The organism is Pseudomonas sp. xss_2 (genome assembly GCF_043104195.1).
Classification (GTDB): Bacteria; Pseudomonadota; Gammaproteobacteria; order Pseudomonadales; family Pseudomonadaceae; genus Aquipseudomonas; species Aquipseudomonas urmiensis.
On record NZ_JBICKL010000092.1, the window covers coordinates 1 to 14,618 of the forward strand.

The following is a 14,618-nucleotide window of genomic DNA, read 5'->3' on the forward strand; positions in this document are numbered from 1 at the left end:
GGGCTTGCCCCGCGATAGCTGCAGGCCTGTAAAACAGGGCTTGGCAGAGAAAGTCAAACCTTCTGTACAAAAGTTGGTCAAATCCTGAGCAATTTCCGCTATAATTCGCGCCCCTCATTTTCGGCAGGCCCTGGGCGCGCTGTTTACCCATGAAACTTATCGTCAAAGTCTTCCCAGAAATCACCATCAAGAGCCGGCCGGTGCGCAAGCGCTTCATCCGTCAGCTCGCGAAGAACATTCGCAATGTGCTCAAGGATCTGGACCCTGAGCTGAAGGTCGATGGTGTCTGGGACAACCTCGAAGTGGTCACCCGCGTCGAAGACGAAAAAGTCCAGCGCGAGATGATCGAGCGCCTGTCCTGCATGCCGGGGATCACCCACTTCCTGCAAGTGGAGGAGTACCCGCTGGGCGACTTCGACGATATCGTCGAGAAGTGCAAGCAGCACTTCGGTCACCTACTGGCGGGTAAGCGCTTCGCCGTACGCTGCAAGCGCGGTGGCCACCATGACTTCACTTCGATGGACGTCGATCGCTACGTCGGCAGCCAACTGCGCCAGCAGTGCGGCGCCTCCGGGATCGACCTGAAGACCCCAGAAGTGATGGTGCGCATCGAGATCCGCGACCAGCGCCTGTACGTGATCCACAACCAGCACCAGGGCATCGGCGGCTATCCGCTGGGCGCCCTGGAGCAGACGTTGGTGTTGATGTCCGGTGGCTTCGACTCCACGGTGGCCGCCTACCAGATGATGCGCCGCGGCCTGATGACCCACTTCTGCTTCTTCAACCTCGGCGGCCGTGCCCACGAGCTGGGGGTGATGGAAGTTGCCCACTACCTGTGGAAGAAATACGGCAGCAGCCAGCGCGTGCTGTTCATCAGCGTGCCGTTCGAAGAAGTGGTCGGCGAGATTCTCGGCAAGGTCGACAACAGCTACATGGGCGTCACCCTCAAGCGCATGATGTTGCGCGCCTCGGCGAAAATCGCCGACCGTCTGGAAATCGACGCCCTGGTCACCGGCGAGGCGATCTCCCAGGTGTCCAGCCAGACCCTGCCAAACCTGGCAGTGATCGACCAGGCCACCGACAAGTTGGTACTGCGCCCGCTGTTGGCCAGCCACAAGCAGGACATCATCGACACCGCTTATCAGATCGGTACCGCCGAGTTCGCCAAGCACATGCCAGAATACTGCGGCGTGATCTCGGTGAACCCGACCACCTGTGCCAAACCGCACCGGGTCGTGCACGAAGAAAACCAGTTCGACATGCAGGTACTCGAGCGCGCCTTGGAGCGTGCCCGTTTCATCTCGATCGACCACGTTATCGACGAGCTGGGCCAGGACATTCAGGTCGAGGAAGTGGGCGAAGCCCTGCCTGGCCAGATCGTCATCGATATTCGCCACCCCGATGCCCAGGAAGACGAACCGCTGATGATCGACGGCGTCGAGGTCCAAGTCATGCCTTTCTATGCCATCAACAGCCGCTTCAAGCACCTCGATGGCAATCGTCAGTACCTTCTTTATTGCGACAAGGGCGTCATGAGCCGCCTGCATGCGCATCACCTGCTCAGTGAGGGACATGCCAATGTGCGTGTTTATCGTCCGGCATAAGACGCCAGGGCTGTATGGCGGCAGCATCCGCCATCGCCCTCCCGACCAATGGGCCCGCTGAGCCTTTTACCTTCATATTGGCTGCCTAGACTGGGCAGCAAACCGAATCCTCTGATCGAGATACATTTGTGATCGAAAATCTGCGTAACATCGCCATCATCGCCCACGTTGACCATGGTAAAACCACCCTGGTCGACAAACTCCTGCGCCAGTCCGGCACCCTGGAGCGTAACGAGCTCAACGACGAGCGCGTGATGGACTCCAACGACCAGGAAAAAGAGCGCGGCATTACCATTCTGGCGAAAAACACCGCCATCAACTGGAACGGCTACCACATCAACATCGTCGACACCCCCGGCCACGCCGACTTCGGTGGCGAGGTTGAGCGTGTAATGTCGATGGTTGACTCGGTGCTGCTGCTGGTCGATGCCCAAGACGGCCCGATGCCGCAAACCCGCTTCGTGACCAAAAAGGCTTTCGAAGCAGGCCTGAAGCCAATCGTCGTGATCAACAAGGTCGACCGTCCGGGCGCGCGTCCTGACTGGGTTCTGGACCAGATCTTCGACCTGTTCGACAACCTCGGTGCTACCGACGAACAGCTGGACTTCAAAGTCGTCTACGCCTCGGCCCTGAACGGCATCGCCGGTCTGGACCACACCGACATGGCCGAAGACATGACCCCGCTGTACCAGTCGATCATCGACAACGTACCAGCGCCGTCTGTCGACCGTGAAGGTCCGTTCCAGATGCAGATCTCCGCACTGGACTACAACAGCTTCCTCGGTGTTATCGGCGTTGGCCGTATCGCCCGTGGTCGCGTCAAGCCGAACACCCCGGTCGTCGCCATCGACACCAACGGCAAGAAGCGTAACGGCCGTATCCTCAAGCTGATGGGCCACCACGGTCTGCACCGCATCGACGTCGAAGAAGCCCAAGCGGGCGACATCGTCTGCATCAGCGGTTTCGATGAGCTGTTCATCTCCGACACCCTGTGCGCTCCTGACGCGGTAGAAGCGATGAAGCCGCTGACCGTTGACGAGCCGACCGTTTCGATGACCTTCCAGGTCAACGACTCGCCGTTCTGCGGCAAGGAAGGCAAGTTCGTCACCAGCCGTAACATCAAGGACCGTCTGGACAAAGAGCTGCTGTACAACGTTGCTCTGCGCGTTCAGGAAACCGATTCCCCTGACAAGTTCAAGGTATCGGGCCGTGGCGAACTGCACCTGTCGGTGTTGATCGAAACCATGCGTCGTGAAGGTTTCGAGATGGCCGTAGGCCGTCCTGAAGTGATCATCCGCGAAGTCGACGGCGTCAAGCAGGAGCCGTTCGAGAACGTCACCATCGACATCCCTGAAGAATCCCAGGGCAAGGTCATGGAAGAGATGGGTCTGCGTAAAGGCGACCTGACCAACATGGTTCCGGATGGCAAAGGCCGTGTTCGCCTGGAGTACAACATTCCAGCTCGTGGTCTGATCGGTTTCCGTAACCAGTTCCTGACCCTGACCAACGGTGCAGGCATCCTGACCTCGATCTTCGATCGCTACGACACCATGAAGTCGGGCCAGATGTCCGGCCGTCTGAACGGCGTTCTGGTGTCGGTCGAGACTGGCAAGGCTCTGACCTACTCGCTGGAAACCCTGCAGGCTCGTGGCAAGCTGTTCGTTGAGCACGGCCAAGAGATCTACAACGGTCAGATCATCGGCCTGAACAGCCGTGACAACGACCTGGGCGTGAACCCGACCAAAGGCAAGAAGCTCGACAACATGCGTGCTTCGGGCAAGGACGAAGTCATCGCCCTGGTTCCGCCAGTTCGCCACACCCTCGAACAGGCCCTGGAATTCATCCAGGACGACGAGCTGTGCGAAGTCACGCCGAAGTCGATCCGTCTGCGCAAGAAGATCCTGGACGAAGGCGAGCGTACCCGCGCTGCCAAGAAAGCCAAGAACTGAGTTAGCTCAGGCTGAATGAAAACGCCCCCGGTCGAAAGGCCGGGGGCGTTTTTGTTTGTGCGGGGTGTCAGTCAGAGGGCTAATCGCGGGGCAAGCCCGCGCTCACGCAGTAAGCTCGGCGTGCTAACAGGCAGTCCTGCTATTAGCGCGTAACGGCTTTGGGCTTGTAAGCGCAGTATCCCGGCCGCGGCCCGACCTTGGGATGGTTGCGGCAGGTATCCGGGCGCTTGTCATAAATGGTGCACAGGCGGCTTTTACGATCCAGATACATGCAGTCATCGTTGCTCATCCGGGTCAGGGTGAAGATCCCCGACTTCTGGTTGAAGCGTTCGATGATGCCTTCCTTCTGCAGGCGTTTGGCGACGTTCTTGGGCGGCTCGTCCTTTTCGAACTCATCCACCACGCCAATACGGATCAGGTCTTTGATCTTCACTTCAACAGGCAGGGTGCAGCAGGTCGAATGGCAGCCCCCGCACATATGGCTGGCATAGCGCTGCCAGGTTTCCAGGCGGTCGACTTCGGCCGCGGCAATCAGGGTCGGTTTCATAGTTATGGGGGGCAGATCACGGTCTTGGGGCGCGCGATCATACCGGAGTTGTTCAATTTGTGAACAACCTTTTGCCCGATTGCCGTTATGGGCATGAAAACTGCGAACGGGAACTGTCACTCCCTGTCGAAGGGTCTAGTCTCAACAATCTCCCTCCGCTTTCGTCAACTTGCCCGAGGATGCCGCATGTCCCAGGAACCTAAAGCACGTGACGCCGAGGTGGCCGAATTTCGTGCCGCTGTATTGGCCAAGCTGACCTACGCGGTCGGCAAGGACCCGGAGCACGCCTTCGATCATGACTGGTTCGAGGCCATCGCCCTGGCCGCGCGCGACCATATGGTCGACCACTGGATGGATCACACCCGACAGGCCTATCGACGCAGCCAGAAGCGCGTCTATTACCTCTCCCTGGAGTTCCTGATTGGCCGTTTGCTGTTCGACAGCCTGAGCAATCTCGGGCTGCTGGATATTGCCCGGGAAGCGCTCGATGGGCTGGATGTCGACCTTGAGCGAATCCGTCTGCTCGAACCCGACGCGGCGCTGGGTAATGGCGGCCTGGGCCGCTTGGCGGCTTGCTTCATGGAAAGCATGTCGACCCTCGGCATTGCCGCGCATGGCTATGGCATCCGCTACGAGCACGGCCTGTTCCGCCAGGCGGTGGTCGATGGCTGGCAGCAGGAGCAGACCGAAAACTGGCTGGATTTCGGCAACCCCTGGGAGTTCGAGCGCGCCGAGGTGATCTACCCGATCAGCTTTGGCGGCAGCGTTGAAACCGTGCAAGACAGCGCCGGCCAGCAGCGCCAGGTCTGGTGGCCGGGCGAGACGGTGCGGGCGGTGGCCTACGACACGCCGGTGGTCGGCTGGCGGGGTGCCAGCGTCAATACCCTGCGCCTGTGGCGTGCGCGGGCGCTGGAAGAGCTGCATCTGGAACGCTTCAATGCCGGCGACCATTTAGGGGCGGTGGCGGAAGTGGCGCGGGCCGAAAGTATCTCGCGGGTGCTGTACCCGGCCGATAGCACTGAAGCTGGGCAGGAGTTGCGCCTGCGCCAGGAGTACTTCTTCGTTTCCGCCTCGCTGCAGGATTTGCTGCGCCGGCACCTGAACATGCACGATACCCTGCTCAACCTGCCAGACGCTGCGGCGATCCAGCTCAACGACACCCACCCCTCGATCGCTGTGGCCGAGCTGATGCGGCTACTGGTCGACCAGCATGAAATTCCGTGGGAAAAAGCCTGGGAAGTCACAGTCGGCACGTTGGCCTACACCAACCACACCCTGTTGCCGGAAGCGCTGGAAACCTGGCCGGTCGCCTTGATGGAGCGCATGCTGCCGCGGCACATGCAGATCATCTATTTGATCAACGCCTACCATATCGATGCGTTGCGGGCCAAAGGCCTGCACGACTTCGACGTGCTGCGCGCGGTGTCGCTGATCGAAGAAGACAACGGCCGACGGGTGCGCATGGGCAACCTGGCTTTCCTCGGCTCGCACAGCGTCAATGGCGTGTCGGCACTGCACAGCAAGCTGATGAAGAGCACGGTGTTCGCCGAATTGCACAAGCTGTACCCGCAGCGGATCAACAACAAGACCAACGGCATCACCTTCCGTCGTTGGCTGTACCAAGCCAACCCTCAGTTGACCAGCATGCTCATCGAGTCGCTGGGGGCAGAGGTGCTGGACGATTCGGAAACACGCCTGACCAACCTTGCGCCATTCGCCGACAAGCCGGCGTTTCGCAAGCAGTTCGCCGCCCAGCGCCTGCATAGCAAGCGCGCGCTGGCCAGCATCATTCAGGATCGCCTGGGGGTGACGGTCAATCCGGAGGCGTTGTTCGACGTTCAGGTCAAGCGCATCCACGAATACAAGCGTCAGTTGCTCAACCTGCTGCACACCGTGGCGCTGTATCAGGCGATGCGCTCTGAGCCTGGCACCGACTGGGTGCCGCGGGTGAAGATCTTCGCCGGCAAGGCGGCGGCCAGTTATCACCAGGCCAAGTTGATCATCAAGCTGGCCAACGACATCGCCCGGGTGGTCAACAACGACCCGACTGTGCGCGGTTTGCTCAAGGTGGTGTTCCTGCCCAACTACAACGTCAGCCTGGCCGAGAGCATCATTCCGGCGGCGGACCTTTCCGAGCAGATCTCCACCGCCGGCTATGAAGCGTCCGGTACCAGCAACATGAAATTCGGCCTCAACGGCGCGCTGACCATCGGCACTCTGGATGGCGCCAACGTCGAGATGTGTGAGCAGGTCGGCGAGGAAAACATGTTCATCTTCGGCCTGACCGCACAGCAGGTCGAGGCGCGCAAGCGGGCAGGGGATTTCGGTGCCAATGCGGCGATTGCCGCTTCCCATCGTCTGGGGGATGTCTTGCAAGCGATTCGCAGTGGGGTGTTCTCGCCGGATGATCCGTCGCGCTATGTGCACCTGATCGATTCGCTGATCGCCCATGACCGCTTCCTGGTCTGTGCCGACTTCGATGCCTACTGGGATGCCCAGCGCCGGGTCGAGGAGCTTTGGCACAAGCCGCAGGAATGGTGGCGCATGGCGGTGCTCAATACTGCGCGGATGGGCTGGTTCTCGTCGGATCGGACCATTCGCGAGTATGCGACGGAAATCTGGAAGGCGTTGGATTGAGCCATGCTATCGCGGGGCAAGCCCGCTCCCACGCAGCAGCTACTATCAGCCGTTCCCACGCAGCCGCTCCCACGCAGCCGCTGCTACGCAGCGGCTGTGGCTGTCATGCGTCGCTCATGGCTGCGTGGGAGCGGGCTTGCCCCGCGATGAGGCCCCCACCGACCATCGGCCCTGCAGCCAATGAACTCAACCCCCAATCTACCGTCTGATCCGCCAGGCGCGTCTCTTTACTCGCTAGGCCGTCACTCTCCCTGTAAACTGCGGGGGTTTTTCTCCCCCTATCCTTTTCGGAGCCATACATGTCCCGCGTTACCCTGAGTCGCTATCTGATTGAGCAGACCCGCAGCAACAATACCCCTGCCGATCTGCGCTTCCTGATCGAGGTGGTGGCGCGTGCGTGCAAGGAGATCAGCCACAACGTGTCCAAAGGCGCCCTGGGCGGCGTACTGGGCAGCATGGGCACCGAAAACGTGCAGGGCGAAGTGCAGAAGAAGCTCGACGTGATCTCCAACGAGATCCTGCTCGAAGCCAACGAATGGGGCGGTCACCTGGCCGGCATGGCGTCCGAAGAAATGGACAATGCCTACCAGATCCCCGGTAAATACCCCAAAGGCGCCTACCTGCTGGTCTTCGACCCACTGGACGGTTCGTCGAACATCGACGTCAACGTCTCGGTCGGCACCATCTTCTCGGTGCTGCGCTGCCCCAACGAATACCTGAGCCAGAACGAAACCCTCAACGAGAACGCCTTCCTCCAGCCTGGCACCGAGCAGGTCGCCGCCGGTTACGCGATCTATGGCCCGCAGACCATGCTGATCCTGACCCTGGGTAATGGCGTCAAGGGCTTCACCCTGGACCGCGAGCTGGGCAGCTTCGTCCTGACTCACGAAAACATCCAGGTGCCGACCAGCACCGCCGAGTTCGCCATCAACATGTCCAACCAACGCCACTGGGAAGCCCCGGTGCAGCGTTACGTCGGCGAGCTGCTGGCAGGTGAGACCGGCCCGCTGAAGAAGAACTACAACATGCGTTGGATCGCCTCGATGGTGGCCGACGTGCACCGTATCCTGACCCGTGGCGGCCTGTTCATGTACCCGCGCGATGCCCGCGAGCCGAGCAAGCCGGGCAAGCTGCGCCTGATGTACGAAGCCAACCCGATGTCGTTCATCATCGAGCAGGCCGGCGGAGCCTCCACCAACGGTTACGAGCGTATCCTCGACATCAAGCCAGAAAGCCTGCACCAGCGCGTGTCGGTAATCCTTGGCTCGAAGGAAGAGGTGGAGCGCGTCACCGCCTACCACAAGGAGTAAGTCATGCTCGCACCTTGGCAGCCGTTGTTGGAATGGTGGTTCGGTTGGGGCACCAGTGCCCAGGCCGTGGCTGACGAGAAGAGTACGCTGTGGTTTGGCAAGCACCATGACGACGAAGCGCGCGAGCGCTTCGGCGATCTATGCGAGCAAGCCTTGGCCGGTGGCCTGGATGAGTGGCAGCAGAGCCCGCAGGGCTGGCTGGGGCTGATCCTGCTGCTCGACCAGCTGCCGCGCATGATCCATCGCGACACGCCGCTGGCCTTCGAAGGCGACCGCCGTGCCCAAGTGGTGGCGATGCAGGGCTTGCAGAAAGGCTGGGATTACCAGCTGCTGCCGATCCAGCGCGTGTTCGTGCTGCTGGTGCTGGAGCATGCCGAGGTGCTCGATTGGCAGAACCTGAGCGTCGAGCGTTACCAGACGCTGCTCGAAGAACAACCTGAGGCTAACCGCCGGTTGTTCGAAGGTTTTCTGGATTATGCCGAACAGCATCAGCGGGTGATTGCCCGGTTCGGGCGCTTCCCGCATCGCAACCTGATGCTGGGGCGCCCTAGTACCAGTGAAGAGATGGATTTTCTCCTCGAACCTGGCTCCAGGTTCTAAGGGCGCACCATCGTTTGGATCGAACGTGGGAGCGGGCTTGCCCCGCAATAGTAGTGGTGAATTCACCCTCGCCATCGCAGGGCAAGCCCGCTCCCACGCATGATCCAGCTGATACCAGCAGTTGCCGGATCAGATCCTGAAACTGCCCACCAACTGCTTCAAGCGGTCCACCTGGTGCTCCAGGTCATTGCAGGCGCGCAAGGTGCTCTGCAGGTTCTGCACCCCCTCCTGATTCAGCGTATTGATCTCGGTGATGTCGACATTGATCGACTCGACCACGGCTGTCTGCTCTTCAGTGGCAGTCGCTACCGACTGGTTCATGCCGTCGATCTCGCCAATGCGCTGGGTCACGCTGCCCAGGCGCTCACCGGCCTGGTTGGCGATGCCCACGCTGTGCTCGCTCTGTTGCTGGCTCTGGTTCATGGTACTGACCGCCACCTGGGCGCCTGCCTGCAGCTCTTCGATCAGGCTCTGCACCTGCTGCGCCGACTCTTGCGTGCGATGCGCGAGGTTGCGCACTTCGTCGGCGACCACGGCAAACCCACGCCCAGCCTCGCCGGCACGAGCGGCTTCGATGGCGGCATTGAGTGCCAGCAGGTTGGTCTGCTGGGAAATACCGCTGATCACATCGAGAATCTGACCGATGTTGGCAGTGTGCGAGTTGAGCGTCTGGATGTTGCCGCACGAATCGCTGATCCGCGCCGAGAGCTGGTTCATCACCTCGATGGTCTGGCCGACCACCTGCTGGCCATCCTCGGCCAGGTTGCGCGCATCGCTTGAGTGCTGCGAGGCGAGCGCGGCGTTCTGGGCGATTTCCTGGGCGGCGGCACCAAGCTGGTTGATCGCTGCGGCAACGCTGCTGGTGCGACTCGACTGCTGGTCGGCATTGTGGATCGAGGCGTTGGAGGCAGTAATCACCTGGCTCGCCACCGCATTGACCTGGCCCGTGGCCGAGGACACTTCCCGGATCGACTCATGGATGCGCTCGACGAAGCGGTTGAACGACTGGCCGAGGCTGCCGAACTCGTCCTGGGCGTGGATGGTCAGGCGCCGGGTCAGGTCGCCTTCGCCCTGGGCTATGTCGTGCATGGCGCGGCCCATGATGTGCAGCGGTTCCATCAAGACGCGGATCAGCAGGCCCAGCAGGGCGATGATCGCCACTACCGCGATCAGCGTCGCCACCACTGCCGAGGTACGTAGTTCGCTGAGCATGGCGAAGGCTGCGTCCTGGTCGAGGACCAGCGCCACGTACCAGTCAGCCGACGGCACGCCGTCGACATGGGTGAAACTGATGAACTGCTTGCGCCCCTCGAACTCGACCTCCTTCAGGCCGCTGCCGATGCGCGGGGTGTCGGTCGGGTAGATATCGGCGAGGCTCTTGAGCGCCAGCTCTCCCTTGGGATGAATCAGGATCTTGCCTTCGCCATTGACGATGAACGCGTGACCACTGCCGTCGAAGTCCAGCGCGTTGATCAGGTTGCTGATGGTCTGCAGGTCGGTGTCTACGCCGCTGACGCCAATCAGTCGGCCGCCTTGCTGCACGGGGCTAGCCAGGGTGATCACCAGCTTGCCGGCCGAGGCCGAGATGTACGGCTCGGTGACGATGGTCTGGTTGGCGGCGCTGGCGGCTTTGTACCAGCCGCGCACGCGCGGATCGTAGTCAGCGGCGCGGTTGCCTACCGGCACCGACTGCATACTGCCGTCCTGGCCGCCAAAGTAGGTGAGCTGGAAGTTGCTGGCATACACCGGCAGCGCCAGGGCGCGGTCCAGGCCAGGCTTGCCGTCGACGGCAATCTGCTGGGCGAAGGTGTCGAGCAGCTGGATACGGCTGTCGAGCCAGTTACGGATGTTGCCGGCAGTCAGGTTGCCCAGGTCCTGCAGGGTCGACTCGGTATCGCTACGCAGGGACTGGCGTTGTCGGTAATCGTTGAACAGCACGAAGCAGGTAAAGGCAACGGCCACCACGAGGGCAGCGGCCAGCAGGATCTTGTGGCTGAACTTGAGGTTGTTGGTCATGGCAAAGTCTGCGCAGGGAAGCACGTCGAAGGGAGGGTGCGGCAATCGGCCACACCGCTGGAAGCTGTGTCGACCTGCGCGGGTAAAACATTAATCAATTGCGAACCAGTCGACCAATGGCAGGGGGTCAAAGCACCCAGGGCAGGGAACCGAGGAGGCTTTTTGCCTTCTAAGCTCTCCACAGGCGCCTCGCCTGAGCCCCATGTCCCAGGAGTGTCCCTTCATGTCGTTGCGTTCCCTCGCCCTGTTGTCCTTGTGCGTCGTCCTGACTGCGTGCAGCAAGATCAATCAGGAAAACTATTCCAAGCTCAAGGCCGGCATGAACAAGGCCGAGGTCGAGCAACTGTTGGGTACGCCAACCGAATGCTCCGGAGCGCTGGGCATGAGCAGCTGCACCTGGGGTGACGAGAAGAGCTTCATCAGCGTGCAGTACGCGGCGGACAAGGTGCTGATGTACTCCGGGCAGGGCCTCAAATGAGGCGGTTGAGCCTACTGCTGGGCGTCTGCCTGGCGCTGCTGTTGGGCGGCTGTGCCAGCTCCAGCGTCGACCCGCTGGCGCCGAAGACGGCTGGCGCGGTAGACCTCAAGCGCTACCAGGGCAAATGGTATGAGCTGGCGCGCCTGCCGATGTACTTCCAGCGCGACTGTGCCCAGTCCGAGGCGCATTACAACGCCAAGCCCGATGGCACCCTTGGTGTGTTGAACCGCTGCCGGATGCTCGATGGCGAGTGGATTCGTGCCGAAGGCAATGCCAAGCCGCAGGAAGCGGGGCACACCGACAAGCTATGGGTCGAATTCGATAACTGGTTTACCCGCCTGGCGCCGGGCGTGGCCAAGGGTGAGTACTGGGTGCTGTATGTGGATGCCCATTACCGCACGGCCATCGTCAGCAGCCCTGATCGCAAGTACCTGTGGATTCTGTCGCGCACCCCATCGCTGCCGGCGTGGCAGCGTGAGAATCTGTTGGCCAAGGCGCGCCAGCAGGGGTATGACACCAATCGCTTGATTTGGCGGGTGGCGGATCGGGATATCGCCGCCAGGTAGTCATCGCGGGGCAAGCCCGCTCTCACGCTTGTCTAGATAGATAGCGTGGGAGCGGGCTTGCCCCGCGATAGCGGTGGTGCTGCGTCCAATCAGTCCAACAGTTGGCGCAGCACCTCGACGAATGCTCGCCCACTCTCCTCATCCTGCGCATGCCGCCCCTGGCGCACCACCCACTGCCCGTTGACCATCACATCGCGCACCTGGCGATCACCGCCGGCAAACAGCCAGCGGTTGAGAATGGCGTCGCCCTCGGCGGTAGCGATATACGGATCCTGCCCATCGAGCACCAGCCAGTCGGCGCGCTTGCCCACGCTGAGCTCGCCAATCGGCTGCCCCAGCGCCTGCGCGCCACCGCTGAGCGCGGCATCGTAGAGGGTTCTGCCAACCCTCGGTTGATCGCCCCGGTACAGCCGATTACGTCGTTGGTCACGCAGCCGCTGGCCATACTCCAGCCAGCGCAGCTCCTCGACAACGCTGAGCGATACATGGCTGTCCGAGCCAATCCCCATGCGGCCACCTAGGGCCAGGTAATCCACCGCAGGGAAGATCCCGTCCCCAAGGTTCGCTTCGGTGGTCAGGCACAACCCGGCCACCGCGCCGCTATGAGCCATGGCGCGAACTTCATCTGGCTCGGCATGGGTGGCATGCACCAGGCACCAACGGCGGTCGACATCGACATGTTCATACAGCCATTGCAGCGGACGCACGCCGCTCCAAGCCAGGCAATCGTCGACTTCCTTTTGTTGCTCGGCGATGTGGATGTGGATCGGGCAGGCCTGGTCACCGTTCGCCACGACACCGGCAATCTGCGTCGGGGTCACCGCGCGCAAGGAGTGGAAACACAGGCCTAGCTGTTGTGCTGGTTGAGCGGCCAACAGCGGCTTTAGCTGCTCCTGCAAGCGCAGGTATTGTTCGCTTGAGTTGATGAAGCGGCGCTGGCCGTCATTGGGCGCCTGGCCACCAAAGCCCGAATGGCTATACAGCACCGGCAGCAGCGTCAGGCCAATCCCGGCGCTGCTCGCGGCGGCGCTGATACGCCGGGACAGCTCGGCGGGGTCGGCATACGCCTGGCCATCGCGGTCGTGATGCACGTAGTGGAACTCTGCCACCGAGGTGTAGCCGGCCTTGAGCATTTCGATGTACAGCTGGCGGGCGATGACTTGCAGTTGCTCCGGGCTGATCCGACCGACCAGGCGGTACATCAGATCGCGCCAGGTCCAGAAACTGTCGTTGGGATTGCCCGCCACCTCAGCCAGGCCTGCCATGGCGCGCTGGAAGGCGTGCGAGTGCAAGTTGGGCATGCCCGGCAGTAGCGGGCCGGCCAGACGCTCGGCGCCCTCGGCCGAGGCGTCGGCCTGGAGACTGGACAGTCGACCATCGGCGGCGACCTCAAGACGGACGTTGCGCGCCCAGCCAGTGGACAGCAGTGCGCGCTCGGCGAAGAAGACGGGCATGGGTTTTTCCTGTTCTTGTTAGCTTGTATATACATATACAGGCGTTTGCCTGCCCGGTAAACTCCGGCAAGCTACCGTTCACTCATACCGCACAAGGATAAAAGCCGTGCCGACACCTCCTGTCTCCGCGCTGGTGGCCCAGATGGGCGAAGGGCCGGCGCCGCTGTACGCCCGGGTCAAACAGATGATCATCCAGCAGATCGAAAACGGCACGTGGCCGCCCCACCACCGGGTGCCCTCCGAGAGCGAGCTGGTCAGTCAGCTGGGCTTCAGCCGCATGACGATCAACCGCGCCCTGCGCGAACTGACCGCCGATGGCCTGTTGGTGCGCATGCAAGGGGTGGGCACTTTCGTTGCCGAACCCAAGACCCGTTCGGCGCTGTTCGAGGTCAACAACATCGCCGACGAGATCGCCAGCCGTGGCCATCAGCATAGCTGCCAAGTGATTACCCTGGCCGAAGAAGCGGCAGGCTCCGAGCGCGCCCTGGCGCTGGACATGCGCGAAGGTCAGCGGGTGTTCCATTCGCTGATCGTGCATTACGAGAACGGCATCCCGGTGCAGATCGAAGACCGTTACGTCAACGCCCTGATCGCCCCGGATTACCTGAGCCAGGACTTCACCCGGCAGACGCCCTACGCCTACTTGTCCCAAGTCGCTCCGCTGACCGAGGGCGAGCACGTGGTCGAAGCCATTCTTGCCGAGCCCGAAGAGTGCCGTTTGCTGCAGATCGAACCTGGCGAGCCGTGCCTGTTGATTCGCCGGCGTACCTGGTCCGGTCGCCAGCCAGTTACGGCTGCGCGATTGATCCACCCCGGCTCCCGTCATCGCCTGGAAGGACGTTTCAGCAAATGAGCCAGTTGCAGTTGTTGCGTGCCCGCGACTACCCACGCATGCCGTGGAAGAACGGCGGCGGTTTCACCGAGGAGATTGCCCGCGACGCGGGCGATAGCCTGGAAGGATTTGGCTGGCGCCTGTCGATTGCCGATATTGAAGAGTCTGGCGGTTTCTCAAGCTTCAGCGGTTATCAGCGGATCATCACCGTGCTGCAAGGCGACGGCATGCGCTTGTTGGTCGATGGCCAGGCTAGCCGACCGCTACTTAGCTTCGATGCCTTCGCCTTCAATGGCGAGAGCCAGGTCAGCTGCAAGCTGCTGGGTGGCCCTATCAGGGATTTCAACCTGATCTATGCGCCGCAGCGCTATCGGGCGCGCTTGCAGTGGTTCGATGGCAGTAGCCGGTTATTCAGTTCGGCGCCGACGGTGTTGCTGTTTGCTGGCAGCAATCATGTCGAAGTCGGGCTGGCCGGGCATGAGTCGCAGAGCCTGGGGTTGTACGACTGCCTGCGGCTGGAAGGCAATGATGGCTTGCTGGGGTTGGATGTGCAGGGGCGGTTTTGCCTGATTGAGCTGACTGCGCGCTGAGATAACGATTACCAGGGCCGCTTTGCAGCCCATCG

General features: G+C 61.6%; 12 protein-coding genes and 1 pseudogene. 9 read left to right on the top strand and 4 right to left on the bottom strand.

Annotation, left to right across the window (positions count from 1 at the left end):
- Positions 1-149: 149 nt before the first annotated feature.
- Positions 150-1,604 (top strand): tRNA uracil 4-sulfurtransferase ThiI, encoded by a 1,455-nt coding sequence (gene thiI, locus ACF8K2_RS23570; RefSeq protein ID WP_392467944.1) that lies wholly within the window; start codon positions 150-152, stop codon positions 1,602-1,604.
- A gap of 128 nt (positions 1,605-1,732) precedes the next feature.
- On the top strand, positions 1,733-3,553 hold the full coding sequence (gene typA, locus ACF8K2_RS23575) for a translational GTPase TypA (RefSeq protein WP_312151350.1): 1,821 nt from the start codon (positions 1,733-1,735) through the stop codon (positions 3,551-3,553).
- A gap of 142 nt (positions 3,554-3,695) precedes the next feature.
- On the opposite strand, the gene ACF8K2_RS23580 is transcribed toward typA, so the two are convergent.
- Positions 3,696-4,100, bottom strand: coding sequence for a YkgJ family cysteine cluster protein (locus ACF8K2_RS23580; protein WP_264235632.1), 405 nt, complete (start codon positions 4,098-4,100; stop codon positions 3,696-3,698).
- A gap of 186 nt (positions 4,101-4,286) precedes the next feature.
- Here ACF8K2_RS23580 and ACF8K2_RS23585 point away from each other — a divergent pair, with 186 nt between their 5' ends.
- From ACF8K2_RS23585 to ACF8K2_RS23595, 3 genes are all read left to right on the top strand, one after another.
- Entirely contained in the window at positions 4,287-6,737 is a 2,451-nt protein-coding gene (locus ACF8K2_RS23585; RefSeq protein ID WP_312151349.1) for a glycogen/starch/alpha-glucan phosphorylase, read from the top strand.
- Between the two features lie 299 nt (positions 6,738-7,036).
- A complete protein-coding gene (locus ACF8K2_RS23590) occupies positions 7,037-8,047 on the top strand; it encodes a class 1 fructose-bisphosphatase (RefSeq protein ID WP_186557622.1) in 1,011 nt (336 codons plus the stop codon).
- A 3-nt stretch (positions 8,048-8,050) separates the two neighbouring features.
- The gene (locus tag ACF8K2_RS23595) at positions 8,051-8,647 is read left to right on the top strand and encodes a DUF924 family protein (protein WP_264235630.1); all 597 of its coding nucleotides are present in this window, start codon (positions 8,051-8,053) and stop codon (positions 8,645-8,647) included.
- A 129-nt stretch (positions 8,648-8,776) separates the two neighbouring features.
- Here ACF8K2_RS23595 and ACF8K2_RS23600 read toward each other — a convergent pair whose 3' ends face one another.
- Together ACF8K2_RS23600 and ACF8K2_RS23605 are read right to left on the bottom strand one after the other, a co-directional pair.
- Complete coding sequence (locus tag ACF8K2_RS23600; protein WP_392467953.1) at positions 8,777-9,607, bottom strand: methyl-accepting chemotaxis protein; 831 nt, start codon at positions 9,605-9,607, stop codon at positions 8,777-8,779.
- A gap of 24 nt (positions 9,608-9,631) precedes the next feature.
- Positions 9,632-10,663 (bottom strand): annotated as a pseudogene (locus ACF8K2_RS23605) (cache domain-containing protein); the annotation flags it as partial.
- Positions 10,664-10,886: 223 nt separating this feature from the next.
- Here ACF8K2_RS23605 and bamE point away from each other — a divergent pair.
- Both bamE and ACF8K2_RS23615 read left to right on the top strand, forming a co-directional pair.
- Positions 10,887-11,141: an outer membrane protein assembly factor BamE gene (gene bamE / locus ACF8K2_RS23610; RefSeq protein ID WP_079230016.1), complete on the top strand. Its 255-nt coding sequence runs from the start codon at positions 10,887-10,889 to the stop codon at positions 11,139-11,141.
- A complete protein-coding gene (locus tag ACF8K2_RS23615) occupies positions 11,138-11,707 on the top strand; it encodes a lipocalin family protein (protein ID WP_392467949.1) in 570 nt (189 codons plus the stop codon). The genes bamE and ACF8K2_RS23615 overlap by 4 nt, the downstream gene beginning before the upstream one ends.
- A gap of 89 nt (positions 11,708-11,796) precedes the next feature.
- On the opposite strand, the gene ACF8K2_RS23620 is transcribed toward ACF8K2_RS23615, so the two are convergent.
- Entirely contained in the window at positions 11,797-13,161 is a 1,365-nt protein-coding gene (locus ACF8K2_RS23620) for a formimidoylglutamate deiminase (protein ID WP_392467951.1), read from the bottom strand.
- A 142-nt stretch (positions 13,162-13,303) separates the two neighbouring features.
- Here ACF8K2_RS23620 and hutC point away from each other — a divergent pair, with 142 nt between their 5' ends.
- Together hutC and ACF8K2_RS23630 are read left to right on the top strand one after the other, a co-directional pair.
- Positions 13,304-14,014 carry a histidine utilization repressor gene (gene hutC, locus ACF8K2_RS23625; RefSeq protein ID WP_264235823.1) on the top strand — a complete coding sequence of 237 codons (711 nt, stop codon included), beginning with the start codon at positions 13,304-13,306 and terminating at the stop codon, positions 14,012-14,014.
- Positions 14,011-14,583, top strand: a complete 573-nt coding sequence (locus ACF8K2_RS23630; RefSeq protein ID WP_186557627.1) for a HutD family protein — start codon at positions 14,011-14,013, stop codon at positions 14,581-14,583. Before hutC ends, ACF8K2_RS23630 begins: the two co-directional genes overlap by 4 nt.
- Positions 14,584-14,618: the final 35 nt, after the last annotated feature.

Bases quoted from the DNA above. Each gene is read 5' to 3' on its own strand.
- ACF8K2_RS23615 (WP_392467949.1), top strand. From the start codon at position 11,138: ATGAGGCGGTTGAGCCTACTGCTGGGCGTCTGCCTGGCGCTGCTGTTG.
- thiI (WP_392467944.1), top strand. From the start codon at position 150: ATGAAACTTATCGTCAAAGTCTTCCCAGAAATCACCATCAAGAGCCGG.
- ACF8K2_RS23630 (WP_186557627.1), top strand. From the start codon at position 14,011: ATGAGCCAGTTGCAGTTGTTGCGTGCCCGCGACTACCCACGCATGCCG.
- ACF8K2_RS23580 (WP_264235632.1), bottom strand. From the start codon at position 4,100: ATGAAACCGACCCTGATTGCCGCGGCCGAAGTCGACCGCCTGGAAACC.
- hutC (WP_264235823.1), top strand. From the start codon at position 13,304: ATGGGCGAAGGGCCGGCGCCGCTGTACGCCCGGGTCAAACAGATGATC.
- ACF8K2_RS23620 (WP_392467951.1), bottom strand. From the start codon at position 13,161: ATGCCCGTCTTCTTCGCCGAGCGCGCACTGCTGTCCACTGGCTGGGCG.
- ACF8K2_RS23585 (WP_312151349.1), top strand. From the start codon at position 4,287: ATGTCCCAGGAACCTAAAGCACGTGACGCCGAGGTGGCCGAATTTCGT.
- bamE (WP_079230016.1), top strand. From the start codon at position 10,887: ATGTCGTTGCGTTCCCTCGCCCTGTTGTCCTTGTGCGTCGTCCTGACT.
- ACF8K2_RS23595 (WP_264235630.1), top strand. From the start codon at position 8,051: ATGCTCGCACCTTGGCAGCCGTTGTTGGAATGGTGGTTCGGTTGGGGC.
- ACF8K2_RS23590 (WP_186557622.1), top strand. From the start codon at position 7,037: ATGTCCCGCGTTACCCTGAGTCGCTATCTGATTGAGCAGACCCGCAGC.